The sequence below is a fragment of the Nonomuraea sp. NPDC005692 genome, assembly GCF_040631115.1.
GTDB lineage: Bacteria > Actinomycetota > Actinomycetes > Streptosporangiales > Streptosporangiaceae > Nonomuraea.
In genome coordinates, this window is record NZ_JBEXYU010000023.1 from 125,030 (window position 1) to 151,159 (window position 26,130).

A 26,130-nucleotide genomic window follows, 5' to 3' on the forward strand; every position below is an offset into this window, starting at 1 on the left:
TCAGGCGGCGCCGGAGCGTTGTGCGGCCTGGTAGACGGCCATGGCCTCGTTGCCGAAGAAGGGGCCGAACATGAAGTCGGGGGCGAAGTCGTACTTGAAGCTGTTGACGGAGTTCAGCCAGCCGAGGCCGCTGGCGGTGTCGAACCCCTCGAACCACGGCCCGCCGCTCGACCCGCCGGTCATCGCGCAGCGCAGCCCCTGGTCGCGGGTCCTGACCGGGTCCTTGAACACCCGCCCGCTGCAGAACACCAGGTCGGAGCCGTCGAAGGGGGCGGCGGCCGGGTAGCCGAAGGAGAACATCTGCCGTCCGGTGGGCTGGTTGAAGGCCACCCCCTGGCCGCCGACGACGTCGGTGAGCGTACGCCCCTGTAAGGGCGCGACCACGGCGGCGGCGACGTCGAAGTTGATGTCCTCGTTGGTGTTCCACTGCTGGGTGGTCAGCAGCCGGGTGGCCACCCACGTGCCGAACGGGCGGCGGCCGTCGTCGAAGCCCGGGACGAACACCCAGTTGCGGTGGGCGGCGCCGCCCATCTTGACGCAGTGGCCCGCGGTCATCACGACGCTCTCGTTGGCGCTGGTCACCGCGGTGCCCGAGCAGGAGGCCGTCCGCCCCTCGGCGGTGGTGAAGAAGACCCGGCCGACCGTGCGGGCGACGCCGCCCCCGTCGGCCCACGCCTGGCCGGGACTGTTCTGCGCGGGCGCCGCCCGGCGGGCCGCCGCCGTGCTTCCGGCGAGCGAGGAGGCCGCCCCGCCGGTCCGGGGGCCGGTCCAGGAGCCGGTCCAGGAGGAGGTCGTGATCCGGCGGCCGCCCGTGACGCCCCGGGTCGCCCAGGGCGTGCCCTGCGTCGGCCCGTCGGAGGACGTCCCGCGGCGCGGCGTGGGCGCGGAGAGCGGCCTGGCCGCCCGCATGCGCTCCGGCGTCCAGTAGTCCATGACGGTCCTGCGCTGGGCCGACGAACCGGCCCCCGACCAGCCCACGGGGCCGCGGTCCTGGGTGGTCCCGGCCTGCGCGGGGACCGGCGCGCCCGCCACGGCGAGCGCGACGACGGCGAGCAGGGCGACTCTGCGGTGCATGACGTACCTCCGAAACCGGAACCGGGATCTGCCGTCAGGAGGTACGCGCGCCGCCCCCGCGCGGGCTCAAGCCATGCGGAATCGGGTATGGGCGCGGCCGGATTACACACCCGGTTACACACTCTGGACCATGCCGCCCGGCCGTCCCCCTTCCTAGCCTGGGGGCCATGACTGGTTGGACGGAGACGGTCCTGCTGCGGGCGGCCGCTCTCGGCCCGCGGGTGGCGGTCGCCGAGGCCGCGAGCGGCGCCACGCTCACGTACGGCACGCTCGCCGTCCGCGCCCGCCAGGCCGCCCAGGGCCTGCGGCGGCGGGGCCTGCGCCCCGGCGACCCGGTGGTCGTGCTGCTGCGCGGCGGCTGCCACCTCCCCGTCGCCGGGTACGCCGTGCTCGCCGCGGGCGGCGTGGTCGTGTCCATCCCCGGCGGACCGGCCGCCGCCGGCGCCCGCATCATGATCACCGACCGGGACGACGCCGACGCCATCGCCCAGGAGGCCGACATCCGGCAGGTCTACTCCTTCACCGGCATCCCCGGCACCGCCGGCTTCGACAGCCTGCTCGGCGCCGACGGCCCGATCGAGCCCACCGCCCGGCTCACCACCGCCCGCAAGGTGGGCGCCGCCGACGTCGTCCTGGTCGCCGGGGCCGACCTGCGGGCGTACGACATGGTGCTCGGCGCGGGCGCGCGGCTGGTCGCGGCGCACGAGCCCGACCCGGCCGAGTGCCGCAGGATCATCACCGAGCACGACGTCACCCTGCTGATCGACGCGCGGCTGCGGATCGTCCCGGTCCGCGCCCCCGATCCCGCGCTTGGGGCAAACCTCTGACAGCTCGTGAGGGCGGTGTCACACTGGGTGCCAATCCTGGGGTCCAGACACATGAGGATCATGGTGACGTTGCTCAGACACAACCTTCCCGCCGAGCCCGACAGGTTCATCGGCCGGGAACGGGATCTGGAGGAGTTGTGCGGGCTGGTCGGTGAGGTCAGGCTGCTGACGCTCAGCGGCGTCGGAGGCACCGGCAAGACCCGGTGCGCACTGCAGATCGCCTCCCGGCTGGTCCCGTCCTTCCCCGACGGGGTCTGGCTGGCCGAGCTGTCCAGGCTGACCCGGGCCGACCTGCTGGTCCACGAGATCACCAAGGTGCTGGGCGTGCACGAGGAGGGCGTGCGGCCGCTGCTCGACACGCTGGTCGACTTCCTGCGCGGCAAGAAGCCGCTGCTCGTCCTGGACAACTGCGAGCACCTGGTCGAGGCGTGCGCCGAGCTGGCCGAGCGGCTGCTGACCTCCTGCGAGGACCTGCGGCTGCTGGTGACCAGCCGGGAGCCGCTGAAGATCCCCGGCGAGCTGGTGTGGCGGGTGCCGCCGCTGGCGCTGCCCGGCCCGGCGGAGGCGGCCGAGGAGGTCGAGCGGGTCGAGTCCGTGCAGCTCTTCCTCGACCGGGCGCGCTCGGCCGGGTCGGGGCTCTCGGTCACCGGCGCCAACGCCGGCGACATCGCCCGGCTCTGCCACGCCCTCGACGGCCTGCCGCTGGCCCTGGAGCTGGCCGCGGCCAGGACCGCCGCGATGTCGCCCGGCCAGATCTCGGCCCGGGTCAACGACCGGTTCCGGCTGCTGACGGCGAGCGGCCGTACCGCGCCGGCCCGGCAGCGCACCCTGCTGGCCACCCTCGAATGGAGCCACGACCTGCTCTCGCCGCGCGAGCAGGTGCTCTTCCGGCGGCTCGCGGTGTTCAGCGGGCCGTTCACCCTCGACCTGGCCGAGTCCGTCTGCGCGGGGCCGAGCCTGGCCGCCGCCCAGGTCCTCGACGTGCTCAGCGGCCTGGTCGACAAGTCGCTCGTGCTGTTCGACCAGGGCAGCTCGTGCTACCGGCTGCTGGAGTCGGCCCGCCAGTTCGCCGCCGGGAAGCTGGAGTCGGCCGGCGAGGCCCGGCACCTGCGCGACCGGCTGCTCCACGGCCTGGCCGACCTCGCCCACCACCACGGCCGCGACGTGTGGGCCACGCCCGGCCTGACCTGGCCCGAGCGCTACGCCCGGCTGCTCGCGCTCCAGGACCTGCTGGGCAACGCCCGCGAGGCCCTGTCCTGGGCCGTCGAGTCCGGCCTGGCCGAGCCCGGTCTGCGGCTGGCGTGCGGCTACATGCCGCTGTGGGCCGGGTTCGGCGAGCTGACCGAGGGCCGCCGCTGGTACGAGAGCCTGCTCGCGCTGCCCGCCGCCCGCCCCCTCGGCGACCTGTCCGCCGAGGCCCTGCTCCACCACGCCAACCTGGCCTACGAGCAGCAGGACGCCGCCGCCTGCGGCGAGTCGGCCGCCCGCGCCCTCGAGCTGCGCCGCGCGACCGGCGACGACTTCATGCTGGCCTTCACCCTCGTGATCGCCGGCATGTACGAAGGCACCAAGGGCGACATCGCGCTGGCCGCCGAGCGCGGCGAGGAGGCCCTGGAACTGGCCCTGCGCGTCGGCAACGGCCTGATCGAGGCGTCGGCGCGGCTGCTGCTGTCCGGGGTGGCCGCCTTCCACGGCCTCCGGCGCGAGTCGCTGGCCAGGGGCGAGGAGGCCATCGAGGTCTACTCCCGCTTCGGCCACCTGTGGGGGGTCACCAGGGCCCACCTGGAGCTGGGCCGCTTCGCCGACTTCCTCGGCGATCTCGACAGCGCCCGCCGCCACCTGGAGGAGTGCGCCGAGCTGGCCGAGGAGATGGCGGCCAAGCCGGTCCTCGCGACCAGCCTCGGCCTGCTCGGCGCGGTCCTGGCCCGCCAGGGCGAGGCGGAGCGGGCCAGGGCGCGGCTGGCCCGGTGCGTGACGCTGAGCCGGTCCATGGGGCAGCACCTGCCGATCATCTCCGCGCTGGTCGCGCTGGCCGTCCTGGCCGAGAATCAGCACGACCTGGAGACCGCCGTACGCCTCTGGGCCGCGGCCAAGGCCATGGAGGAGCGGCTCGGGCTGCCCGTCTGGACGTCCGCCACGCCCGAGCCGCTGCTCGCCCGCGCCCGCGCGGAGGCCGGTGAGGGGCAGGTCCAGCTCTGGTGGACGATGGGCGGCGGCATGACGGAGGAGGAGGCCCTGCGCTACGGCCTCCAGGGCGAGCGGCCGGCCCAGGGCGCGCCGCGGCCTGCGGCTGGCCCGGCGTCGGTGCTCACGCCGCGCGAGCGGGAGATCGTCGTGCTGATCAGCCGGGGGCTGTCCAACCGGGCCATCGGCGAGGAGCTGTTCATCAGCCCCGCCACCGCCGCCCGGCACGTCGCCAACATCCTGCTCAAGCTCAACTTCGGCTCGCGCACGCAGGTCGCCGCCTGGGCCGCGGAGCACGGCGTACTCCACTGATCCCGCCGGGGCCTCGGCGGGGCCGGTCATCGGCCCGCGGCCACCTCGGCGGGCCGGGCCGGTGGCGGATCCAGGACCGCCGTGAACAGGTCGCCGGCCCGTTCCCGGAACCGTTCGGCGGCCGGCTCGTCGCCGGTGCGGCGGTGGGCGCGTCCCAGCGTCACCAGGGCCCGCGCCTCGCCCAGCTTGTAGCCGCTGCCGGCGTGCACGCGGGCCGCGCGGGCGGCGTAGGAGATGGCCAGGCCCGGATCGCCGGCCGCCAGCGCCGCCTCCGCGCCCGCCGCCAGCGCCGCGCCCTGCACCAGCACCGCGCCCGCCTTCCTGGCCAGCGCCAGCCCCGCCAGCGTGTCGCGCATGGCGGTCACGTGCTCGTCCAGGCGGGTACGCGCCACGGCCAGCCCCACGAGAGCGTCCGCCTGGCCCACGGCGGCGCCGATGCCGCGGGCCCGCTCCAGCGCGGCGCTCAGGTGCCCGACGGCGGCCACGGGGTCGGTCTGGCAGCCGATCCGGCCGAGCCCGAGCAGGGCGTCCAGCTCCAGCTTGGGATCGCCGACCGCCAGCGCCCGCCGCAGCGCCTCCTCGGCGTAGCCGAGCGCGTCGGCCCGCCGGCCCGCGTCCAGGTGCACGTCGGCCAGCTCCCTGCACAGGTCGGCCTGGTACCGTTCGCCGATCGCGGCGCCGAGCCCGCGCGCCGCCGTCAGGCAGCGGACGGCCTCGCCCAGCCGGCCGGTCAGCCGCAGCACGTTGCCGAGGCTGGCCAGCGCGGCGGCCTCGGTCGCCGTCAGTCCGCGGTCCCGGCAGAGCGACACCGCCTCGCTCAGGCGTTCCTCGGCGGCGTCGAGCCGGCCCATCTGGGTCAGCGCCAGCCCGAGGTCGACGAGCGGCGCGGCCCCCACCCGCGAGGAGCGCCGCGAGCCGTCCACGGCCAGGGTCAGCAGCCGCCGGGCCGCGCCGAGCCTGCCCTGCTGGAGGTGGACCACGCCGAGCGCGGCCAGCGCCGCGAGCTTCCCCTCCGGCCAGCCCGCCAGCTCGGCGGCCGTGAACGCCCCCCGCAGCTCCGCGACCGCCTCGGTCAGCTCGGCCGCCCGCCACCGGGTGGCGGCCAGGCAGTGCCCGACGGCCGCCTGGCCCAGGTGGTCGCCGGCCGCGCGGGCGGCCCGCCGCGCGTCCCGCAGCACGTCGGTCCAGCCGGGCTGGCCGCCGGTCAGGTCGAGGTAGCCGTTCATGGCGTCGATGAGCCGCCAGGCGTACGGGTGGTCCGGGGCGTTCCGTACGGCGGCGACGAGGTTGGCGCGTTCGGCGTCCAGCCAGGCCAGCGCGGGGGCGGCGGCGGTGAAGGCGGGCGGGCGGCCGGAGCCGTCGGCGGGGGCGCGCAGCAGATGGGGGTAGGCGACGTCGCCGGCCTCCCGGACCATCCGCAGGTACCAGGCCATCAGCGCGTCCAGTGCGCGGGCCCGTCCCGGCGCGGCCTCCTCGGCCAGCACGCGTTCGCGGGCGTACTCCCGCATCAGGTCGTGGAAGGTGTAGCGGCCCGGCTCCGGCTCCTCGACCAGGTGCGCGGCGGCGAGCCCGGACAGCAGCCGGTCGGCCTCGGCGGGCACGGTCCCGGCCAGCGCGCCGGCCGCCCCCGCGGTGAACGTGGGCCCGGGGACGAGCGCCAGCAGCCGGAACAGCCGCCGCGCCGCCGGATCCAGGCGGTGATAGGACAGGTCGAACGCGCCGCGCACGGCCGCGTGCGGATCTCCGGTGACCGCCAGGGCCGATAATCGGGTGCCGGTGAGCCGGCGCACCTGACCGGCGATGTCGCCGACGGCGTCCCCGCCCGGCCGCCCGAGGATGCCCGCGGCGGCGATGCGCAGCGCCAGCGGCAACCGGCCGCACGCCCTGGCCAGGTCGAACGCCGCGTCCCGCTCGGCGGCCAGCCGCTCGCCGCCGAGGATCCCGCCGAACAGCGTGACCGCCTCGCCGGTGGACAACACGCCGAGCGGGACGGGGATCGCGCCGTCCCGGGCGACCAGGCCGTCCAGGCGGTCCCTGCTGGTGATCACGGTGGCGCAGCGCCGTCCGCCCGGCAGCAGCGGGCGGACCTGCTCCTCGCTGCCGGCGTTGTCCAGCACCACCAGCACCCGCCGGTCGGCCAGCAGGCTGCGGTAGGCCGCGCTGGCCTCCTCCACCGTGCCGGGCACGCGCTCGGCGGGCAGGCCCAGCCCGCGCAGGAACCGGCCGAGCGCCTCGATCGGCAGCAGCGGCCGCTCGGCCGAGTGCCCGCGCAGGTCCACGTAGAGCTGGCCGTCGGGGAAGCGGTGGCGGTTGCGGTGGGCCCAGTGCAGGGCCAGGGCCGTCTTGCCCGATCCGCCCGCGCCGGTCAGCACCGAGATCGCCGTCCCGCCGCCGGCCGGGTCGCCGCCGTCCGCGAGCGGGTCGAGCAGCCGGAGCTCGGCCGTCCGGCCGGTGAACTGGCCGGGGCCGGGCGGCAGTTGCGCGGGCGTCACCGTTTCCCGGGAATCGGCCCGCCTGATCGGCGGAACGTTCCCGCGCAGGATGCGCTGGTGCAGTTGCCGCAGCTCGGGGCCGGGGTCGAGGCCCAGTTCCTCGGTGAGGCGGCGGCGGGTGCGCTCGTACCGCTCCAGCGCGTCCACGCGGCGGCCGGCCCGGCACAGCGCCAGCATGAGCAGGCCGACCAGCCCCTCGCGGAACGGGTGCTCGGCGACCAGCGCGATCAGCTCGGGGACCAGCACGGCCGCGCGGCCCGCCCGGACCTCGGCGTCCAGGCACTCCTCGACGGCTCCGAGGCGTTCCTCGGCGAGCGCGTCGCGCAGCCGGTCCAGCAGCTCGCCGCCGGAGACGCCGGTCAGCGGCTCGCCGCGCCACAGGGTCAGGGCGCGGCGCAGCCCGGTGGCCTGCCGCTCGGCCGTCTCCCCGGCGCGCGCCCGGGTGACCGCCGCGCGGAACTCGTGCACGTCCACCTGCCCGGGGTCCAGCCCGAGCTGGTAGCCGCGCGGGCGGTAGGCGATGGTGACGCCGGCCGCCGCCAGGAGGGGACGCAGCCGGGAGACGTACCCCTGCACCAGGTTGCGCGCCCCGGCCGGAGGACGCTCGCCCCACAGGCCCTCGATCAGCCGGTTCACCGAGACGAGCCGGCCCGCGTCCAGCGCGAGCAGGGCCAGCGCCGCGCGCTGCCGGGGCGGCCCGAGCGGGATCTCCTGGCGCCCCCGCCATGCCCGCACCGCCCCCAGGAGCCCGATCTTCAGTACGTCCGCCAGACCCGCCCGTGCTGTTTCGTCTGACATATCGCATTTCCCCTTTGCCACGTCGCAGGCCGCCATACAGGAGACATGACAGGCAGTACAGCCGAAATCCTGACGCCATCAAGCCCCCGTGCAGCGCCCTGCTGCACTCTGAACGCGATCTCGCTTGGGTTCGCTCCACATTCGCTTGACACGGGCTGACAGACGCGCGGACGCGCGGCCGGCCCCGTCGCGTCACCCGGGGAAGAGGCAGCGTTGTCCGAACCGCACCACGACGTTCTCCAGGAGTTCGCCCGGACGGCCGGGCGCCATCCCGGCCGTCCGGCCCTGGTCCACGACGGTCGCACCGTCACCTACGCCGAGCTGGCCGCGTGGGTCCGCGCGACGGCCCGGCGGCTCGGGCCCGATCCCGGGGCGGTGGCCGTGCCGGCGTCCCGCACGCCGGGGACCGTGGCCGCGCTGCTCGGCACGCTGGCGGCGGGCGGCGTGTACGTGCCCGTCGACCCGGCGCACCCGCGGGCCCGCCGGCAGGCGATGCTGGCGGCGGCCGGCTGCCGCACGCTGGTCGCGTCCGGACCGGACGCATGGGCCCCGGACGGCGTGCGGGTGATAGAGCCGCCCGATCACGGCGACCCCGACGGCGGCCCGGCGGGCGAGCTCCCGGCCGTCGCGGGGGACGCGCCCGCGTACGTCCTGTTCACCTCCGGTTCGACCGGCGCGCCCAAGCCCGTGGTGACGCCCAGGCGGGCGATCTCCGTCGTGACCGGGGCGCTGCGCGAGCTGTTCGGCATCACCCCGGCCGACCGGGTGCTCCAGTTCGCCTCGCTGAACTGGGACACCTGCCTGGAGGAGATCCTGCCCGCCCTGACCGGCGGGGCGGCGCTGGTCTTCCACGACGGCGCGCACTCGGGCTCGTTCCGCCGGATGTTGCGCGCGGTCGCCGACGAGCGGATCAGCGTGCTGGATCTGCCCACGGCGTTCTGGCACGAGCTGGTACGGCACCTGGCCGACGAGGGGGCCGCGCTGCCCCCGTGCGTCCGGCTGGTGATCATCGGCGGCGAGGCGGTCAGCCCGTCGCGCCTGGCGGACTGGCGGGCCCTGGACACCGGCGGCGTCCGCCTGCTCAACACCTACGGGTGCACGGAGACCACGCTCATCACGCACGCGATCGACCTGCACGGCCCGATGGCCGGCGGGGTCGCGGGGGGTCGGGCTTCGGCGGCGGGGGAGCGGGTGCCGATCGGGTGGGCGCTTGCGCACGTCGAGCAGCGGGTGAGCGCGGAGGGCGAGTTGCTGGTCGGCGGACCGGCCCTGGCGCTGGGCTACCTGGGCCTGCCGGAGGCGACCGCCGCCCGCTTCGTCACCCCCGAGCCGGGCGCCGGGCGGTTCTTCCGCACCGGGGACCGGGTCACCGTGACCGGCGGCGGGGCGCTCGTCCACGAGGGACGGCTCGACCACGAGCTCAAGATCCGGGGCATCCGGGTGGACCCGGCCGAGGTCGAGGCGCACATCGCCGGCCATCCGGGCGTGGGCGCGGTGGCGGTGGCGGGCGTCACGGTCGCCGATCACACCACCCTCGCCGCGTACGTCGTGCCCAGCCCGCAGCCCGGCCGGGACGCCGGGGACGGCTTGGCCGCCGAGGTCCGGGACTACCTGCGGGACCGGGTGCCGGGCCACCTGGTGCCCAGCCGGATCACCGTCGTGCCCGAACTGGCCTACACCACCAGCGGAAAGGTCGACCGCGCCGGTTCGCACCGGCGCTACACCACCAACTGAAGGAGATCATGCACGTGGACGTCACCGCCGTCTCTGACATCTTCCGGCGGGTACTGGAAAACCCCGAAATAACGGATGATTCCGACTTTTTCGTCTTAGGTGGGGATTCGCTGCTCGCCACCCGCGTCCTCAGCGCGATCGCCCGCGACTGCGGCGCCGAGCTGGACTTCGACGACTTCCTCGACGCGCCCACCCCGGCCGCGCTGGCCAAGAAGATCGCGAGCCTGGCATGAGGGTCGTCGTCGTGGGAGCGGGCCTCGCGGGGCTCACCGCCGCCGCCGACCTGGCCGCGACCGGCGCCGAGGTCACCGTGATCGAGGCCAGGGACCGCGTCGGCGGGCGTACGCACGGCATCGAGGTCGCCCCCGGCGGCTGGGCCGACGCGGGCGCGGCGTACCTGGGGGAGCGGCACACCGCGCTGACGACCCTGCTGGCCGAGTTGGACCTGAAGACCACCCCGGCCACCGTGGGCGGCGCGGCCAGGTTCGCGCTCGGCGGCGAGCCCGGGACCGGCCGGTTCCCGCCCCTGTCGGCGGTCGCGCTGGGCGGCCTGTTCGACGCGCTGGAGGAGCTGGCCGCCGCCGTCCGCCCCGAGGCACCCTGGCTGTCGCCGGACGCCGCCCGCCTGGACGCCACCACGGCGGCGGACTGGGCCGCCGAGCACCTGACGCATCCGGACGCGCGGCTGTTCTTCCCGCTGTTCGCCGGCGAGATGATGGCCGCGGACCCGGCGGACGTGTCCGTCCTGCATCTGGCCTTCTACCTGCGCTCGGGCGGCGGCCTGCGCTACCTGAACGCCTTCGCGGGCGGCGCGCAGGAGGACCGGATCGACGGCGGCGCCCACCAGGTGTGCCTGCGCCTGGCCACCCGGCTCGGCGACCGGGTGCGCCTGGGCGAGCCGGTGCGCGCGGTCCACCAGGACGCGACCGGCGTGGACGTCGTCACCGTGACCGGCGTCACCAGGGCGGACGCGGTGGTGGTCGCCGTGCCGCCGGTGCTGGCCGACGCCGTGGAGTTCCGGCCGGGCCTGCCCGCGCCGCGGTCGGGCCCAGGCACGGCGCCCGGCTGCGCGGTGAAGGTGCACCTGGTCTACCCCGCGCCGCTCTGGCGCGAGCAGGGCCTTTCGGGATGGTCGGTCAGCGCGGACGGCCCCCTGCTGTCCACCGTGGACGACTCGCCCGCCAATGGCTCGGCGGGCGTGCTGACCGGGTTCGTGACCGGCGCGCAGGCCAAGGCGTTCGCCGCGCTGCCCCCGGACGAGCAGGCCGGTCAGGCGCGGGCCCAGGTCGCGCGGCTGTTCCCCGGGCTGCCCGCCCCGGACGCCTGCCACGTGACCGACTGGCTCGGCGAGCGGCACAGCCGGGGCTGCTACGCGGCGCTGTTCGGGCCGGGCGACTGGCTGCGGCTCGGCCCGCGGCTGACGACCCCCCACCAGCGGGTGCACTGGGCCGGCACCGAGACGAGCACCGAGTTCTTCGGCCTGATGGAAGGCGCCATCCGCTCAGGACACCGGGTGGCCGCGGAGATCGACGCGACCTGGAGGCACAACCATGACTGACCGGACCCCGATCGCCCCCCTGGCCGTACGGCAGGGCTTCATGACCGAGCCCGGCCTCGGCGCGGGCAACTTCCTCGACCACGCGCTCGCGGCCAACCCCAACCGGTCGGTGCCGTTCGTCCACAGCCACCACACCGACCACCGCGGCCAGGTCGTCTTACGCGGCCACAGCCTGACCGACCTCGCGGCCCTGCGCGACCGGTACGCCACCTGGTACCACGCCAACGGCGTGCGGCCCGGCGAGCCCGTGGGCGTCGTCGTCGCCGAGGGCCTGGAGCCGCTGCTGCACTTCCTGGCGCTCACCGCGCTCGGCGCCATCCCGGCGATGGTCAACGACGCCATGCGGGCCGACGTCATGGCCGGCTACCTGGAGCACGTCGGCGTGGTGGGCGTGGTCGCCGACGACACGACCCGGCTGCAGCTCGCCTACCGCAACACGCCGCGGGCCCGGCCCCGGTTCGTCGCCCTGGCGTCCGAGGTGCGGGCCCACGACGCGGCGTCGGGCGGGCTGCCGCAGCAGTACCCGTACCGGCACGAGCCGGACGACGTGGTGGCGCTCATCCACTCCTCCGGCACCACCGGCACCCCCAAGTCCACCATCCTCGGACATCGCAGCTTCTGGGACGGCAAGCAGCTCCGGATGGTGCGTTTCCCGGCGGAGCCGTACGACCGGCTGATGTCGCTCATGCCGCACACGCACGCGGGCGGGCTCAGCTACTTCCTCACCGCGGTGCTGCTCGGGCTGCCGACCGTGATCATGTCGGACTGGCGGCGGGCCGGGGTGGAGCCGGTCATGGAGGCGTTCCAGCCGACCATGGTGGCCTCGTTCCCGCGCACGTTCGTCGAGCTGGCCACCGGCGAGCTGCCGGTCAGGGGCGCGGCCAGGGTGCACTCCTGGTTCAACACCGGCGACAGCGCCCACTACGGCCACATCCGGCGGCTCGTCCAGCTCGGCGAGCGGCCCGCGGGGCTGATCAGGTCGTGGCTGCTGCCGCGCGGCGAGGCCGCCGGCGAGCCGCTGCCCGGCTCCCAGTTCGTGGACGGCCTCGGCTCCTCGGAGATGGGCATGGCGCTGTTCGGCCAGGTCACCTCCCCCGAGACGCCGCGCGCCGACCGCTGCGTGGGCAAGCCCCAGGACGCGGTGATCAAGGCCGCCGTGCTCGACGAGAACGGGCGAGAGCTGCCCGACGGCGAGGTCGGCCTGCTGGGCGTGATCACCCCGTCGCGCACCCCCGGCTACTGGAACGACGCCAGGCTGACCGGCAGCTTCGAGCTCAACGGCTACTGGCTGACCGGCGACGTCGCCCGCCGGGACGCCGAGGGCGACTTCTACCACCTCGACCGCACCGTGGACGTGATCGACACCGCCGCCGGGCCGGTCTACAGCCTGCCCGTCGAGGAGGTCCTCATCGCCGACTGCGCGGACCTCGTCCAGGACTGCTCGGTCGTCGGCGTGCCGGGGCCCGAGGGGCAGGTGCCGATCGCCGTCGTACGGCCGCAGGCCGAGGCCGCCGCGGTCACCGCCGAGGAGATCAGGGAGAAGGCCAACAAGGCGCTGGCCGACGCGGGCCTGGCCACGCTGGCCGCCGTGATCCTGGCGCGCACCGAGCAGGACTACCCGCTCGGCCCCACAGGCAAGGTGCTCAAGCGCGAGCTGCGCACCCGGCACGCGGCGCTGTTCGCCGGATGAGCCCGAACGACGACAGGTCCCGCCGCCCCGCCGCCGACGTCGAGACCGCCCGGTCCGGGGCTGCGGGGTCCGGGGCCGCGGGGTCCGGGGCCGCCGGCCGCCCCTACGTGTACGCGCGGCGGGCGCTCGCCGAGCCCGACTGGCGGCGGCTGCCGGGGTGGCGCGGGGTCACCGAGGCGCAGTGGCGCGACGCCCAGTGGCAGCGCGCCCACTGCGTGCGCAACGCGGCACAGCTCCGCGCCGTGACCGGCGACCTGCTCCAGGACGCCTTCCTCGCCGACCTGGCCGCCGACGTGGCCCGGTTCGCCACCATGTCCATCCTGGTCACGCCCCAGCTCCTCAACGTCATGGCGCCGGACGAGGCCGGCGATCCGGCCGCGTTCACGGCGGCGTTCCTGGCCAACCCGGTCCGCCGCTACCTGCTGCCGGTCGCCTCCGACCGGCACCCGGTCTGGCCCAGCCATCCGCGGGCCCAGCGGGACTCGCTGCACGAGGCCGAGATGTGGGCGGTGGAGGGCCTGACCCACCGCTACCCGACGAAGGTGCTGGCCGAGCTGCTGGCCACGTGCCCGCAGTACTGCGGCCACTGCACCCGGATGGACCTGGTCGGCACCTCCACCCCGCAGGTCGTCAAGGCCAGGCTCACGCTCAGGCCGGTGGACCGGCAGGAGCTGATGCTGGACTACCTCAAGCGCACGCCCGCCGTCCGGGACGTGGTGGTCTCCGGCGGCGACCTGGCGAACATGCCGTGGCCGCGGCTGGAGGCGTTCCTGCTGCGACTGCTGGAGCTGGAGTCCGTACGCGACATCCGGCTGGCCACCAAGGCGCTGGTCGGGCTGCCGCAGCACTGGCTCCAGCCGGCCGTGGTCGAGGGCGTGGGCCGGGTGGCCGCCGTCGCGCGGGCCCGCGGGGTGAACCTGGCCGTGCACACCCACGCCAACCACGCCCGCTCGGTGACGCCGCTGGTCGCCGAGGCGGCCGGCGCCCTGCTCGCGGCCGGCGTGCGGGACGTGCGCAACCAAGGGGTGCTCATGCGCGGCGTGAACGCCACCCCGCACGACCTGCTCGACCTGTGCTTCGCCCTGCACGGCGAGGCCGGCATCCTGCCCTACTACTTCTACGTCTGCGACCTGATCCCCAACGCCGAGCACTGGCGCACCCCGCTGCACCAGGCGCGGCACCTCCAGGAGGCCATCATGGGCCACCTGCCCGGCTACGCCACGCCCCGGATCGTGTGCGACGTGCCCTACGTCGGCAAACGCTGGGTGCACCAGGCCGCCGCCTACGACCGGGAACGCGGCGTCTCGTACTGGACCAGGAGCCACGGGATCGGGCTGGAGCCGCCCGGCCCGGAGCGCCGCTTCCCCTTCTACGACCCGATCGACACCCTGCCCGAGCCCGGCCGCCGCTGGTGGGCGAGCCAGAAGGGAGAGTCATGACCCCGTTGCGCCGTTTGTGCTGGATCTTCCCCGACCGGGAGTCCACCAGGGCCACCGCGATGTGGCACCCGTTCTTCTGGGACCTGTACGAGGACGTCGCCGCCGAGCTCGGCCTGCGCTGGACCAGGAACTCCCCGGACTCGGTCACCGTGGACGCGCTGGAGCCCGGCAGGCCCCGCGTCTTCGTGGACGACGAGCCCGTCACCCCCGAGGACACGCTCTTCATCACCGCCCTGTACTCCCTGCCCTACCAGTCCATGGACGTCTTCAACCAGTACGCCCTCTACGCCGTGCTGGAGGAGGCCGGCTTCTACCTGCCGTTCCCGCCGTCCCTGTCGCCCGTGGCCAACGACAAGCTGGCCACCGTCCTGCGGCTGAGCGACTCGCCCGTGCCGCCGATCCCGACCCTGCGCATCGGCACCGGCCGGGACACCAGCAAGCACCTGTACGAGGCCGCCATCGCCGGCCTCACCTACCCGGCCCTGGTCAAGCCGTCCGGGTGGTGCGGCGGCGGCGGGGTGAACCTGGCCCGCGACTCCGAGGAGCTGCGCGGCCTGGCCAGCCTCGCCCAGGGCGGCGACACCACGCTCGTCGTCCAGCCCTACCTGGGCGACGGCACCGTGGACTACCGCGTCTACGTCGTGGACGGCGAGCCGTACGCGGTCATGAAGCGCATCCCGGAGCCGGGCTCGCCGGTCGCCAACGCCAGCAGGGGCGGCACGATGGAGTTCCCGCCCGTGCCGCCCGAGCTGGCGGCGGCCACGGCGTACTTCTACGAGCGGCTGCCCATCCCGTTCTTCTGCGTCGACTTCCTGCACGACGGCGAGCGCTACTGGTTCTCCGAGCTGGAGCCCGACGGCGTGATCGCGCCCGACCTCGGCGACCCCGCCCGTACCCTCCAGCGCGACGTCACCCGCGCCCGCTGGACGGCCTACCGCGACGGCCACGCCCGCTTCCTCAAAGACCGCCTGCCGCAAGACCGCCTGCCGCAAGACCGCCTTCCGCAAGACCGCCTTTCGCACGAACCCGAGAGCTGGTGACCCCCATGACCGAATCGTTCTCGCTGACGTCCGCGGCGGCCGAGCCGCTGCTGCGCGTCCCGAGGCGCTCGCTGGAGCGGCTGAGGAGCGTGCCCGCGCTCGCGCCGCGCTACGAGGGCCACGAGAAGGTGCTCACGCTGGAGGACCTGGCCGCCCTGCCGCCGCTGGTCAAGGACGACCTCAACGTTGCGCTCGCGCACCTGGAGCCCAAGGCCGGGCAGGGCGCGACCTGGCTGTTCCAGAGCGGCGGCAGCACCGGCGCGCCCAAGGTCGGCTACGCCCCCACCGGCTTCTACATGGAGGGCGTGCACCGCCATTGGCAGCCCCTGGAACCGGACGACGTCTTCGTCAACGCCTGGGGCGCCGGCCGCATGTGGGGCGCCCACTTCCTGGCCGCCGCCCTCGCCGACCTGTCCGGCTGCCGGGTCATCGCCCTGGGCTCGGTCGGCAAGGAGGAGTACGGCGACTGGCTGGGCTTCTTCGCCGACCGGAGGGTGACCGCGTTCGGCGGCACGCCCAGCGTGCTGCGGCTGTGGTTCGCCCACGCGCGGGCGGCCGGCCTGCGCCTGCCCGCGCTGCGCAAGGTGCTCTGGCTGGGTGAGGCCTGGCATCCCCAGCTCGACGAGGACCTGGCCGAGGTCGCCCCGGACGCCCGCCGCTGGGGCATGTTCGGCAGCACCGAGACCTGGGTCGCCGCCACCAACACCCCGGACTGCCCGGCCGACGTCTTCCACCCGCTGCCCGACCAGCTCGTGCACAGCGACGCCGACGAACTGCTGGACTTCACCACGCTCAACCCCGACATGCTCAACCCGGTGCTGCGCTACCGCACCGGCGACGCCGGCCGCCTCGTCTCCTGCCCGTGCGGCCGGGACGGCCGGGCGCTGCGCATCCTGGGCCGTCGCGACTCGGTCGTCCAGGTGCGCGGCCTCGGCCTGCACGTGGACGACGTCGTCGCCCAGGCCGAACGCGAGCCCGGCGTGCTGCGCGCCCAGGTCCTGGTCACCGAGCGGCAGGGCCGGGTCTCCGGCGTGGACGTGCTGCTGCTGACCGGCCCCGCGACCCCGCCCGACCTGCCCGAACGGCTGCGCCGCGACCTCCTGGCCGGCACCTTCACCCTCAGCACGGCCTTCCAGCACGACCCCGGCTCCTTCCGGGTGCGCACGGTCGACGCGCTGATCGGCAACGACCGCACCGGCAAGACCTCCTCCTTCGTCGTGCGGGAGGAGCAGTGAGGATGCCGGGGTCGCTCGGCAGGGAGTTCGGCCTCTACTGGAGCGGCCAGACGGTGAGCCTGCTCGGCGACCGGATCACCGTGTTCGTCGTCCCGACGTTGATGATCTTCGTGTTGCACGCCTCCGCGCTGGAGGTCGGCATCGTGGCCATGGCCCAGTACCTCGGCATCCCGCTGCTGGGGCCGATCGCCGGGGTGCTCGTGGACCGGTGGGACAAGCGGCTGACCATGGTCGTGTGCGACCTCGTCCGGCTGGTGGCGGTGGGGGTCATCCCGGTCGCGTACTGGTTCGGGGTGCTCTCGACGCCGGTGTTGTTCGTGTGCGTGGCGCTGATCAGCGGCGCGACCATCTTCTTCAACATCGGCTACCTCGTCGCCGTGCCCACGACCGTGCCGCAGGACCGGCTGGTGCGGGCGTACTCGCGGCTGGAGGGCAGCAGCACGGTGTCGGAGGTGGCCGGGCCGTCGATCGCGGCGGGCCTGTACCACCTGCTCGGCGTCGCCTCGCTGCTCGTGGACGCGGCCACCTACCTGGTCTCGGCGGCGTGCCTGCGGGCCATGAAGCCGTGGGGCGTCACGACCGGGGAGCGGGTGCCGGTGCGCTCGCGGCTGATGCTCGGCTTCCGGCTGAACTGGGCCGACCCGGTGCTGCGCCGGGTGGTGCTGGCCGCGGTGGTGCTCAACTCGGGCGGGCCGGTCTTCGTCACGGTCCTGCCGGTGCTGGCCTACCAGGGGCTCGGCGTCTCGGTGGGCGTGTTCGGCGCGGCGATGTCGGCGGCGGCCGTGGGCGCGGTGCTCGGCGCGCTGGCCGCCCCGAGGATCAGCGACCGGCTCGGCCTCGGCCGGACCATGGCCTGGGCGCTGCTGCTGCACTGCCTGGTCGGCCTCGGCGTGCTGGCCGCGCCCGCGCTGCCCGCCGCGCCGGTGATCGGCGTGACGTTCGGCTGCTACGGCTTCTTCATGTCGTGCATCAACGTGTGCAGCGCGCCGATCCGGCAGTCGCGGATGGCCGCCGAGAACCAGGGCGTCATGCACGCCGCGTTCCGCACGGCGACCTGGGGGGTGATCCCGCTGGCCGCGCTCGCGGGCGGGTCGGCGGTCACCCTGCTGACGCCCGCGCTGGGCGTGCTCGGCGCGGCGCAGGCCGTCATGGCCGGCGGCACGCTGCTGGCCGCGTTCTCGTTCCTGCCCGCCTCGGGGATCCAGGCCCTCATGGACCGGGCCGAGCCGCAGGCCCACCTGGCGGGGAGCGCGTCATGACGACTGTGCTGATCACCGGGACCTCGTCGGGGATCGGGCTGGCCACGGCGGTGACCGCCGCGCGGGCCGGGATGACGGTGGTGGCCACCATGCGCGACCCCGGCCGGGACGGCGACCTGCGCGCGGCGGCCGACCGGGCCGGCGTCACCCTGGACGTCCGCCACCTCGACGTCACCGACCCCGCCTCGGCGCGGGCGTGCGTGAAGGGCGTGCGGGAGACGTACGGAGGGCTGGACGCGCTGGTCAACAACGCGGGCGTGTCGAACTTCGACCCGACGATGGAGATGTCCACGCCGGAGGCGCTGCGCGCCAACTTCGAGGTCAACTTCTTCGGGGTGATCGAGGTCAGCCGGGTGGCGATGCCGCTGCTGCGGGCCGCCGGAGGGCGTCTGGTGACGGTCGGCAGCGTGCACGGCGTCGTGGGCCAGCCGTTCAACGAGGCGTACGCGGCGGCGAAGGCGGCGGTCGAGGGGTTCATGGAGAGCCTGGCGCCGGTCGCGGCCGCGCACGGCGTACGGGTGAGCGTGGTCGTGCCCGGCTTCGTCTCCGACACCCGGTTCGGGATTTTTCCGGACATCAACCGGAAGACGATCCGGGCCGCCTCCGGCCCGTACGCCCCCACCTTCGACGCCTACCTCGACTGGGTGCGCGGCCCCGGCTGGGAGGGCGCCGGCCAGACCTCCTGGCAGGTGGCCGACGTGATCGTGGACGCGCTGACCGCCGCCGACCCGCCCTTCCGCATCCCGACCGGCCCCTGGGTGTCGCGGTACGTGGCCGGCAAGCTCGCCGACCCCGACGGCTCGGCCGTCCAGGAGATGGCCGAATCCTGGATCGGCGGCGCCCCATGACCGGCCCCGACCCGGCCTGCCGGGCGCTCGGCATCGCCCTGGAGGAGGCCGCCGCCGGGCGGGCCCGGCTGCGCATGCGCGTCACCGAGGACATGGTGAACGGGCACGGCGTCGCCCACGGCGGCTACCTGTTCCTGCTCGCCGACGCCGCCTTCGACCACGCCTGCAACAGCCGCGGCCCGGTCATGCTGGCCCACAGCGCCCAGGTGACGTTCCTGCGCCCGGCCGCGGCGGGCGACGTGCTGGTGGCCGAGGCCACCGAACGGGCCAGGCACGGCAGGCATGGCGTCTACGACGTCACCGTACGCCGCCCGGCCGGCGAGATCGTCGCAGAGTTCCGCGGCCACGGCGTCGTGGTCGCCGGCCGTCCCGCCAGCGAAGGGAGAACCTCATGAACCGGCGGACCGGACGCTGGATCGAGCACTGGGAACCCGAGGACCCGGGGTTCTGGGCGGCCGTCGGACGCCGCGTCGCCACCAGGAACCTGATCTTCTCCATCTTCGTCGAGCATCTCGGCTTCGCGGTGTGGCTGCTCTGGAGCGCCGTCGTCGTCCTGCTGCCGAAGGCGGGCTTCCCGTTCACCGTCGACCAGCTCTTCTGGCTGGTCGCGGTGCCGAACCTGGTCGGCAGCACGCTGCGGCTGCCCTACACCTTCGCCGTCTCGGCCTTCGGCGGGCGCAACTGGAACGTGGCCAGCGCCCTGCTGCTCCTGGCGCCGACGGGGCTGCTGGCCTGGCTGGTCACCGATCCGGCCAGGCCCTACTGGATGTTCCTGGCCGCCGCGGCCACGGCCGGGCTCGGCGGCGGCAACTTCGCCTCCTCCATGGCCAACGTCTCCTACTTCTACCCGGAGCGGCGCAAGGGGTTCGCGCTCGGCGTGAACGCGGCCGGCGGGAACCTGGGCGTGGCGGTCGTGCAACTGCTGATCCCGCTGGTGGCGGCGGGTGGCCTGGCGTACGCCGGGCTGGTGTGGATGCCGCTGGTCGTGGCCGCCGCGCTGTGCGCGTACCTGTTCATGGACAACCTGGCCGTCGCCAGGACCGGCTTCGGCACCCAGGGCAGGGCGTTCCTGCGTCCGCACACCTGGGTCATGTCCTTCCTGTACATCGGCACCTTCGGCTCGTTCATCGGTTACTCGGCGGCGTTCCCGCTGGTCGCCCGGTCGGCGTTCGCCGAGTCCGCCTCGCCGTACCTGGCCTTCCTCGGGCCGCTGGCCGGGTCGCTGGCGCGGCCGGTCGGCGGCTGGCTGGCCGACCGGCACGGCGGCGCCAGGGTCACCTCGTGGTCGTTCGTCGCCATGGCCGCCGGGGCGGTGGCCGCGCTGGCCGCGCTCGGACGGCACAGCTTCCCGCTCTTCCTGGGCGCGTTCCTGCTGCTGTTCGTCGCCTCGGGGGCGGGGAACGGGTCCACGTACCGGATGATCCCGGCCATCTTCACCGCGCAGGCCCGGCACGGGTCGCCGGACGCGCGGCTGCGGGCCAGGCGCGAGGCCGCGGCGGCCATCGGCATCGCCTCCGCGGTCGGCGCGTTCGGCGGGTTCCTCATCCCCCGGGGCTTCGCCGTCTCGCTGGCCGGGTCGGGTTCCGTCGCGCCCGCCCTCCAGGTGTTCATCGGCGCCTACGCCGTCTTCCTGGCCACCAACTGGTGGTTCTACCGCCGCCGGGTGCTGGCGCGGGTCCCGAGCCTCGCTCACAGCCGGATCTGAGCATCGACGACCAAGGAGTGACCCATGCCCGCCAAATCCCTGCGTGACCTGATCGACTTCGCCCGGCGGCACTCGCCGTTCTACGCCGAGCTCTACCGCGACCTGCCCGACGGCGTGGACGACCTCACCGCGCTGCCGATCATCGACCAGAACGCCTTCTGGGCCGCCAACACCTATCCGGACAACAGGCTGCTGACCGGCCCCCTGACCGACGCCGGCGTCTACGCCTCCGGCGGCACCACCGGAGCGCCCAAGTTCTCCCCCTGGACGCGCGCCGAGCACGCCGACTCGGTGACCGCGTTCGGCGCCGGCATGGTGCGGGCGGGCCTGCGGCCCGGCCACCGGGTGGCGAACCTGTTCTCCGCCGGCGAGATGTACGGCGGCTTCCTCTACATCGAGCACGCCCTGCACAACGCCCCCGTGGAGAACGTGCGCCTGCCCATCGCCTGCCACGCCGAGGACGGCTACATCGCCGACCTGATCGAGCTGTTCGGCGTGCACGTGCTGGCGGGGCCGCCGATGAAGCTCGGCAAGGTGGCCGAGGCGGTGATCGCGCGCGGGCGCAGCGCGGACACCGTGGAGCTGCTGCTGTTCGCCGGCGACCTGCTCTTCGACGACCTGCGTCCGCAGCTGGCCAAGGCCTTCCCCGGCGCGGCGATCGCCTCGCTCGGCTACGCCTCCGTGGACGCCGGGCTGATCGGCGGCCCCGTGGCGGGCGCGGACGTGCGGGTGCACGAGGCGTTCCCCGACCGCACCCTGGTGGAGCTGATCGACGAGGTGACCGGCGACCCGGTCACCACGCCCGGCGTGCGCGGGCGGGTGGTCGTCACCAACCTGTTCAGGACGCTGATGCCGGTCATCCGCTACCCGGTCGGCGACCTCGGCGAGTGGACCGACGCAGAATGCCGGGCCTTCCGGCTGGTCGGCAGGACGTCCGAGGGGGCCAGGGTGGAGACGGTGGCGATGTCCAGCGAGGCCGTCCGGGCCGTGCTGGTCGCCGCCGACCCGGACCGGGCGATGTCGGCGATGCAGATGGTCCAGCGCCGCTGGGACGGCAAGGACGGCCTGCTGCTCCGGCTGGCCTGCGCGCAGGAGCCGCCGCCCGGCCTGACCCAGCGCCTCGTGGACGCCGTGTACGCGGCCAAGCCGCTCTACCCGAAGTCCGTCGCCGAGGGCCTGGTGCACCCGCTGACCGTCGAATGGGTGCGGCCGTCGGAGCTGGTGACGCACCCGCGTACCGGGAAGGTGCTGCAGGTGGTGGACGAGCGCCCGCACCCCTGACCCGGGCCGGAGCCTCCGGCCAAGGCCGGAGGCTCCGGATTCCTCCGGATTTTTCCGCGTCGTCCGATGTTTCGTTTCTATGATGGAAACGAGCGTCCGCGGGGCGATGCTCACTCGGGCACGCACCAGCTGACGACGACCCGGCAGGTTGCTGCGATGGCGGATTCGTTCAACGACGCTCACCTTCGCCTGGTGACGAAGGAGTGCCTCCCGCTCGGGAGCGGCGACCGGCTCCCGGTCATCGTGCTGCTCGGCCCCGACGGCACCGACCGCGAGGTGTGCCTCACCCGCGTCTGGAGGAGCGTCACCAGGCCCGAGTCGCCCCGGGTGCGGGTGGACTTCCGGCTGCCGGGGCTGCGCGACGCGCCAGTGGTCAAGACCGTCGAGCGCATCGCCCACGACCTGATGGAGACCTCCAGCGTCCGGCTGCCCCGGGTGGTCTTCGCGCTGCACGTGCTGGCCCTGGACCCGCGGGACCGCTCCGACAACGAGCTGGCCGGCGAACTGGACGACCTCGTGGACGGCGGCGACCCCGAGCGACTGTCCGACGCCCTTTCCCTGCTGCGCGACCTGCTCGGCCGCATCCCGGGTGCCGAGCCGCTGGCCGCGCTCACCTCGGTGCTCCAGTACGCCGCGCGGGGCCAGCGCCGCCGCGTGGTCAGGCTGCTCAACGACAAGGGCAGGACCTGGCTGGCCGCCCAGATGGCCAACGGCAACGTGATCGACCTGGCCAGGCGGCGGGACGGCCACGGCGGCGACCCGTCCGGGTCCGCCGGGGCGATCCTGTGCCGGGCCCTCGTGGCCGACCTCACCGACTCCTGGTCCAAGAGCCACCGCCACGCCCGCAGCTGCCTGCTGCTGCTGGAGGGGGCCGAGACCGCGGCGGGCCGCGCGCTGCTCAGGGCGCTCGGCCCGGCCAAGGGCGCCGATCCGCTGCTGGTGGTGGCGGAGTCGAAGGAATGGCTGCCGATGGGCGGGTCGTGGGCGCGTCCCGGCACGGTCGTGCCCGGCGCGGCCCACCCGCCCACGCTGGCGGAGGCGAGCTACCGCGACTGGCGGGCCGGCTACGACACCCGGGAGCAGCCGTGGTGGTACCCCGTGCTGATGCCGCCGCTGGAGGCCGACCGGTCGCGCGCCTACGCCTCGGCCGTCCGGGAGCTGACCGGCGGCCATCCGGCCGTGACCCGGCGCCTGGGCAGGCTCGCCGCCGCCGCCCAGGACGACGACGCCTTCCGCGCCGTCGTGTGCCGCGAGGACCTGCTGCGCTGGCCCGACCGGCTGCACCTGGCCCACCTGGACGAGCTGACCGACTGGTCGGCGGCCAGGAACGTGGACGACGCGGAGAGCGCCCTGCTCAAACGGGCCGGCCGGACGCCGAACCTGCGCAACGAGCTGGCCGACCAGCTCTGGCTCGACCGCCGTCCGGAGGAACGGGACCCGCACGGCCGCTACGAGGGGGCGCGCGGCCACCAGGTCACCGTGATCCATCCGTGGCTGCGGCGGCTGCTGCTGCACCGGCTCGCCGTCACCGGCCGCTGGGACGACGTGCACCGGGACCTGGAACGTTTCCACCTCGGCCCCGGAGGCGAGGAGACCCCGCGCAGCCTGCACCACCGCCTGGCCCGCGTCCGCCGGGACGACCCCGAGGGCCGTCTGAGCCACGTGGCCGAGCACCTGCACCGGCTCTTCGACCGGCTCGACGTGCGCGAGGACGGCCGCAGCCGGCTGCCGGAATGGCTGGCCGGCTTCAACGAGGTGACCACCGCCCCCAACCGGCTGCCGCTGGTCACGCCCCTGGACGAGCTGTACGACTCCCTGGTGGCGACCGCCGCCCCGCACGAGCGCGGGGACTGGCTCACCGTGGTCAGGGCCCTGGTCGTGGACCGCTGGTTCTGGCTCGACCCGCTGCTCGACCCGTCCGGGAGCCGGGCCGAGCAGGTCGCGCGCGGGCTGCGGGACCTGGCCAGGCGGTCGACCACCAGTCCGGCGATCTTGTTACGGGAGGCCGACAGGTATGAGCGAAGACGCTGACGACCTCGGCACGGCCGGTGCGGGCGATCCGGCGCCGGCGGAGGTCGGTGCGAACTGGGCGGCGGGCCGCCGCAACCGCCTCCTCCTGCGCAGGGCGCTGGCGGGGGTGCTCGTCGTGGCGGCCGTCGTCGTCCTCGGGCTCTACGTCAGGACGTCGCGGCTCACCGACGACAGCGACGCCTTCGGCCCCGACCTGGCCCCGGTCATGAGCCTCATCGCCGCCGAGAACGCCGCGGTGGAGAAGGAGCACCCGGACGACTACGTGACCGTCGTCGCGATGTTCCCGATGACCGGCTCACTCACCGACATCGCCCTGAACCGGGAGAGCATCAGGCACGGCCTGGAGGGCGTCCATCTGGCGCAGGTGTGGCGCAACCGGCAGCCGTCCTCGCCGCCGTACGTGCGGGTGCTGGTCGCCAGCGACGGGCCGCAGGACTGGGAGCCGACGGTCGAGGCCGTCCGGGACCGGACCGCGGAGGAGCACATCGTGGCCGTGACCGGGCTGGGCGCCAGCACCGGCGCGACCCGCGGCACGGTCGCGAGCCTGAGCGCGAGCCGGTACGCGATGGTCTCGGCGGTCATCACCTCCGACGAGCTCACCGGCTTCCCGGGGCTGGCCCGCGTCGCGGCCCTGAACAGCGAGCAGGCCCAGGCCGGGGTGGTGCACGCCAGGAAGGTCAACCCCGGGCTCAAGGCGGTCGTGATCAAGGACCTCAACCCGGCCGACAGCTACGTCAAGACGCTCGCCCGGTTCTACACCGGCTCGCTGGCCGGCCGGGAACGCGTGATGGAGCTGTCGTTCGACTCCTCGACCAGGTTCTCCGGCACCGTGCTCGACGTCATCGCCGAGCGCGTCTGCAACTCCGGCGCGAACACCGTCCTGTACGCCGGCCGCAGCGAGCAGCTGCCCGCGCTGATGCAGGCGCTCAGCCAGCGCGAGCGGTGCGTCCGGCCCGGCGTCACCGTGATCACCGGCGACGACGCCAGCGAGATGAACCGCAAGGTCGACCTCGGCATGTGGGGGGACACCCGGATCCGGCTCTTCTACACGGCCCTGGCCCACCCGGCGAGCCTCGCGCTGCCCGGCGGCGGGGTGCTCACGGCGATCCGCGCCAGGTTCGAGGGCGACGACCCCGACAGCTTCCGGCGCATGTTCCCGCACGAGAGCCTCGACGACGGCATGGCCATCATGCACCACGACGCCATGTTCGTGGCCCTGGAGACGGCCAAGGCGTTCGCCCGGGAGCCGGACGTGCCCTCGCCGCAGGACATGGCGAACATGCTGACCAGCGGCACGGTGACGGTCGAGGGCGCCAGCGGCCCGATCAGGATCGTCGAGGGCGGCGCCCGCCAGACCAAGGAGATCCCGATCCTCCAGCTCAACCCGGACGGCACCTCGGCGTACTCGGGCCGGGTCACGGTGACGGACGGCGGCCCTGGCCGGAGCTGACCGTCTTTCATGTATTACCTATTGCTTTTGTGGGAAATTTCGCGCAGGATCAGAGGCGTGAAGAGCCTTCTGGTGGCCCGCCTCCACGTCGACCTCCGGCGGCAGGCGAGCGCGCTCTGTGCCGTGCGGTGACCTCCGGGTCCCCGCTCTCCTCGGACGCCCGAGCGTCCTTCCCCCAGATCTTCCCCGAAGCTCAGAGGAGTGGCCGAACCATGTCGACCCCCACCAGCGTGCTCACCGTCCGGCGCGTCGCCGGGCACATCGGCGCCGAGATCACCGGCGTCGATCTGGCCCACCCGCTCGACCCGTCCGTGGTCGAGGAGATCCGCCAGGCGCTGCTCGCGTACAAAGTCGTGTTCTTCCGCGGGCAGGAGCTCGACCACGCCGCGCAGATCGCCTTCGCCCGCCAGTTCGGCGAGCTGACCCACGCCCACCCGCACGAGGACGCGCCGCCCGAGGAGTTCCCGCAGATCCTGACCATCGACCCCCGCCGGTACGAGAAGCGTTACGGCGTCAACTACCGCGAGCTCTACCAGAGGAGGCGCTACTCCTACTTCTCCGGCTGGCACACCGACGTCACCGCCGCCGTCAACCCGCCCGCCGCCTCGATCCTGCGGGCCGAGACCGTGCCGGAGTTCGGCGGCGACACGCAGTGGACGAACCTGGTGGCCGCGTACGAGGGCCTGTCCGCGCCGCTGCGCGACCTGGTGGACGGCCTGCGCGCCGAGCACCGCTTCCTGGCCGGCTACCAGGCCGCCGACGAGGACGGCAAGCTGGTCAAGCGCATCAACGACAACCTGCTGATCTCCGTGCACCCGGTGGTGCGGGTGCATCCGGAGACCGGTGAGCGGGCGTTGTTCGTCAATCCCGGCTTCACCGACCACATCGTGGGCCTGTCGGCCGTGGAGAGCCGCCGCATCCTCGACCTGCTGTACGAGCAGCTCACCCGGCCCGAGTACACCGTGCGGTTCCGCTGGCAGCCCGGCAGCGTCGCCTTCTGGGACAACCGCGCCACCGCCCACCTCGCCCCGTCCGACCTCGACCACCTCGACGTGCCGCGCAGGCTGCACCGGGTCACGCTGATCGGCGACCGTCCCGTCGGACCCGACGGGTTCGTCTCCGAGATCGTGGCCGGAAGGGAGTTCAGGGCGCAGTCACTCGTGGTCGCCTGAC

Annotated in this window: 20 protein-coding genes; 18 read left to right on the top strand and 2 right to left on the bottom strand. The window is 74.4% G+C overall.

The features are described 5' to 3' along the window. A complete protein-coding gene (locus ABZ459_RS35665) occupies nucleotides 1-1,074 on the bottom strand; it encodes a trypsin-like peptidase domain-containing protein (RefSeq protein WP_357979814.1) in 1,074 nt (357 codons plus the stop codon). Nucleotides 1,075-1,241: 167 nt separating this feature from the next. On the opposite strand from ABZ459_RS35665, the gene ABZ459_RS35670 reads away from it, so the two are divergent. Next, nucleotides 1,242-1,901, top strand: coding sequence for an AMP-binding protein (locus ABZ459_RS35670; RefSeq protein ID WP_357979816.1), 660 nt, complete (start codon nucleotides 1,242-1,244; stop codon nucleotides 1,899-1,901). Nucleotides 1,902-1,970: 69 nt separating this feature from the next. Next, a complete protein-coding gene (locus ABZ459_RS35675; RefSeq protein ID WP_357979818.1) occupies nucleotides 1,971-4,397 on the top strand; it encodes a LuxR C-terminal-related transcriptional regulator in 2,427 nt (808 codons plus the stop codon). 26 nt (nucleotides 4,398-4,423) lie between these two features. Here the strand turns inward: ABZ459_RS35675 and ABZ459_RS35680 are convergent, their stop codons facing one another. After that, on the bottom strand, nucleotides 4,424-7,687 hold the full coding sequence (locus tag ABZ459_RS35680; protein WP_357979820.1) for a BTAD domain-containing putative transcriptional regulator: 3,264 nt from the start codon (nucleotides 7,685-7,687) through the stop codon (nucleotides 4,424-4,426). Nucleotides 7,688-7,900: 213 nt separating this feature from the next. On the opposite strand from ABZ459_RS35680, the gene ABZ459_RS35685 reads away from it, so the two are divergent. The 16 genes from ABZ459_RS35685 to ABZ459_RS35760 all read left to right on the top strand — a co-directional run bounded on the left by ABZ459_RS35685 (nucleotide 7,901) and on the right by ABZ459_RS35760 (nucleotide 26,129). Then, complete coding sequence (locus tag ABZ459_RS35685) at nucleotides 7,901-9,421, top strand: amino acid adenylation domain-containing protein (RefSeq protein ID WP_357979822.1); 1,521 nt, start codon at nucleotides 7,901-7,903, stop codon at nucleotides 9,419-9,421. A 14-nt stretch (nucleotides 9,422-9,435) separates the two neighbouring features. Beyond that, the gene (locus ABZ459_RS35690; RefSeq protein WP_352324385.1) at nucleotides 9,436-9,654 is read left to right on the top strand and encodes a phosphopantetheine-binding protein; all 219 of its coding nucleotides are present in this window, start codon (nucleotides 9,436-9,438) and stop codon (nucleotides 9,652-9,654) included. Then, complete coding sequence (locus ABZ459_RS35695; protein ID WP_357979824.1) at nucleotides 9,651-10,979, top strand: FAD-dependent oxidoreductase; 1,329 nt, start codon at nucleotides 9,651-9,653, stop codon at nucleotides 10,977-10,979. The genes ABZ459_RS35690 and ABZ459_RS35695 overlap by 4 nt, the downstream gene beginning before the upstream one ends. Further along, nucleotides 10,972-12,669 (top strand): class I adenylate-forming enzyme family protein, encoded by a 1,698-nt coding sequence (locus ABZ459_RS35700; protein WP_357979826.1) that lies wholly within the window; start codon nucleotides 10,972-10,974, stop codon nucleotides 12,667-12,669. Before ABZ459_RS35695 ends, ABZ459_RS35700 begins: the two co-directional genes overlap by 8 nt. Then, entirely contained in the window at nucleotides 12,666-14,108 is a 1,443-nt protein-coding gene (locus ABZ459_RS35705; RefSeq protein WP_357979828.1) for a lysine 2,3-aminomutase, read from the top strand. Before ABZ459_RS35700 ends, ABZ459_RS35705 begins: the two co-directional genes overlap by 4 nt. Beyond that, on the top strand, nucleotides 14,105-15,148 hold the full coding sequence (locus ABZ459_RS35710; protein ID WP_357979830.1) for a hypothetical protein: 1,044 nt from the start codon (nucleotides 14,105-14,107) through the stop codon (nucleotides 15,146-15,148). The genes ABZ459_RS35705 and ABZ459_RS35710 overlap by 4 nt, the downstream gene beginning before the upstream one ends. Before the next feature lie 5 nt (nucleotides 15,149-15,153). Next, nucleotides 15,154-16,383: an AMP-binding protein gene (locus ABZ459_RS35715; RefSeq protein ID WP_357979832.1), complete on the top strand. Its 1,230-nt coding sequence runs from the start codon at nucleotides 15,154-15,156 to the stop codon at nucleotides 16,381-16,383. A gap of 2 nt (nucleotides 16,384-16,385) precedes the next feature. Then, nucleotides 16,386-17,642: an MFS transporter gene (locus ABZ459_RS35720; protein WP_357979834.1), complete on the top strand. Its 1,257-nt coding sequence runs from the start codon at nucleotides 16,386-16,388 to the stop codon at nucleotides 17,640-17,642. Continuing rightward, the gene (locus ABZ459_RS35725) at nucleotides 17,639-18,490 is read left to right on the top strand and encodes an SDR family NAD(P)-dependent oxidoreductase (RefSeq protein WP_357979836.1); all 852 of its coding nucleotides are present in this window, start codon (nucleotides 17,639-17,641) and stop codon (nucleotides 18,488-18,490) included. The genes ABZ459_RS35720 and ABZ459_RS35725 overlap by 4 nt, the downstream gene beginning before the upstream one ends. Continuing rightward, complete coding sequence (gene paaI, locus ABZ459_RS35730) at nucleotides 18,487-18,885, top strand: hydroxyphenylacetyl-CoA thioesterase PaaI (protein ID WP_357979838.1); 399 nt, start codon at nucleotides 18,487-18,489, stop codon at nucleotides 18,883-18,885. Before ABZ459_RS35725 ends, paaI begins: the two co-directional genes overlap by 4 nt. Further along, nucleotides 18,882-20,195, top strand: a complete 1,314-nt coding sequence (locus ABZ459_RS35735; protein ID WP_357979840.1) for an MFS transporter — start codon at nucleotides 18,882-18,884, stop codon at nucleotides 20,193-20,195. Before paaI ends, ABZ459_RS35735 begins: the two co-directional genes overlap by 4 nt. Before the next feature lie 24 nt (nucleotides 20,196-20,219). Further along, nucleotides 20,220-21,476, top strand: a complete 1,257-nt coding sequence (locus tag ABZ459_RS35740) for a hypothetical protein (RefSeq protein ID WP_357979842.1) — start codon at nucleotides 20,220-20,222, stop codon at nucleotides 21,474-21,476. Nucleotides 21,477-21,632: 156 nt separating this feature from the next. After that, nucleotides 21,633-23,507, top strand: coding sequence for a hypothetical protein (locus ABZ459_RS35745; RefSeq protein ID WP_357979844.1), 1,875 nt, complete (start codon nucleotides 21,633-21,635; stop codon nucleotides 23,505-23,507). Then, nucleotides 23,491-24,957 (top strand): hypothetical protein, encoded by a 1,467-nt coding sequence (locus ABZ459_RS35750; RefSeq protein ID WP_357979846.1) that lies wholly within the window; start codon nucleotides 23,491-23,493, stop codon nucleotides 24,955-24,957. Before ABZ459_RS35745 ends, ABZ459_RS35750 begins: the two co-directional genes overlap by 17 nt. A 9-nt stretch (nucleotides 24,958-24,966) precedes the next feature. After that, a complete protein-coding gene (locus ABZ459_RS35755; protein ID WP_352324370.1) occupies nucleotides 24,967-25,089 on the top strand; it encodes a putative leader peptide in 123 nt (40 codons plus the stop codon). Nucleotides 25,090-25,169: 80 nt separating this feature from the next. Next, nucleotides 25,170-26,129, top strand: a complete 960-nt coding sequence (locus tag ABZ459_RS35760) for a TauD/TfdA family dioxygenase (RefSeq protein WP_357979848.1) — start codon at nucleotides 25,170-25,172, stop codon at nucleotides 26,127-26,129. Nucleotide 26,130: the final 1 nt, after the last annotated feature.

Bases quoted from the DNA above. Each gene is read 5' to 3' on its own strand.
- ABZ459_RS35705 (WP_357979828.1), top strand. From the start codon at position 12,666: ATGAGCCCGAACGACGACAGGTCCCGCCGCCCCGCCGCCGACGTCGAG.
- ABZ459_RS35745 (WP_357979844.1), top strand. From the start codon at position 21,633: ATGGCGGATTCGTTCAACGACGCTCACCTTCGCCTGGTGACGAAGGAG.
- ABZ459_RS35760 (WP_357979848.1), top strand. From the start codon at position 25,170: ATGTCGACCCCCACCAGCGTGCTCACCGTCCGGCGCGTCGCCGGGCAC.
- ABZ459_RS35750 (WP_357979846.1), top strand. From the start codon at position 23,491: ATGAGCGAAGACGCTGACGACCTCGGCACGGCCGGTGCGGGCGATCCG.
- paaI (WP_357979838.1), top strand. From the start codon at position 18,487: ATGACCGGCCCCGACCCGGCCTGCCGGGCGCTCGGCATCGCCCTGGAG.
- ABZ459_RS35735 (WP_357979840.1), top strand. From the start codon at position 18,882: ATGAACCGGCGGACCGGACGCTGGATCGAGCACTGGGAACCCGAGGAC.
- ABZ459_RS35695 (WP_357979824.1), top strand. From the start codon at position 9,651: ATGAGGGTCGTCGTCGTGGGAGCGGGCCTCGCGGGGCTCACCGCCGCC.
- ABZ459_RS35725 (WP_357979836.1), top strand. From the start codon at position 17,639: ATGACGACTGTGCTGATCACCGGGACCTCGTCGGGGATCGGGCTGGCC.
- ABZ459_RS35715 (WP_357979832.1), top strand. From the start codon at position 15,154: ATGACCGAATCGTTCTCGCTGACGTCCGCGGCGGCCGAGCCGCTGCTG.
- ABZ459_RS35755 (WP_352324370.1), top strand. From the start codon at position 24,967: ATGTATTACCTATTGCTTTTGTGGGAAATTTCGCGCAGGATCAGAGGC.
- ABZ459_RS35740 (WP_357979842.1), top strand. From the start codon at position 20,220: ATGCCCGCCAAATCCCTGCGTGACCTGATCGACTTCGCCCGGCGGCAC.
- ABZ459_RS35710 (WP_357979830.1), top strand. From the start codon at position 14,105: ATGACCCCGTTGCGCCGTTTGTGCTGGATCTTCCCCGACCGGGAGTCC.
- ABZ459_RS35665 (WP_357979814.1), bottom strand. From the start codon at position 1,074: ATGCACCGCAGAGTCGCCCTGCTCGCCGTCGTCGCGCTCGCCGTGGCG.
- ABZ459_RS35680 (WP_357979820.1), bottom strand. From the start codon at position 7,687: ATGTCAGACGAAACAGCACGGGCGGGTCTGGCGGACGTACTGAAGATC.
- ABZ459_RS35700 (WP_357979826.1), top strand. From the start codon at position 10,972: ATGACTGACCGGACCCCGATCGCCCCCCTGGCCGTACGGCAGGGCTTC.
- ABZ459_RS35720 (WP_357979834.1), top strand. From the start codon at position 16,386: ATGCCGGGGTCGCTCGGCAGGGAGTTCGGCCTCTACTGGAGCGGCCAG.
- ABZ459_RS35670 (WP_357979816.1), top strand. From the start codon at position 1,242: ATGACTGGTTGGACGGAGACGGTCCTGCTGCGGGCGGCCGCTCTCGGC.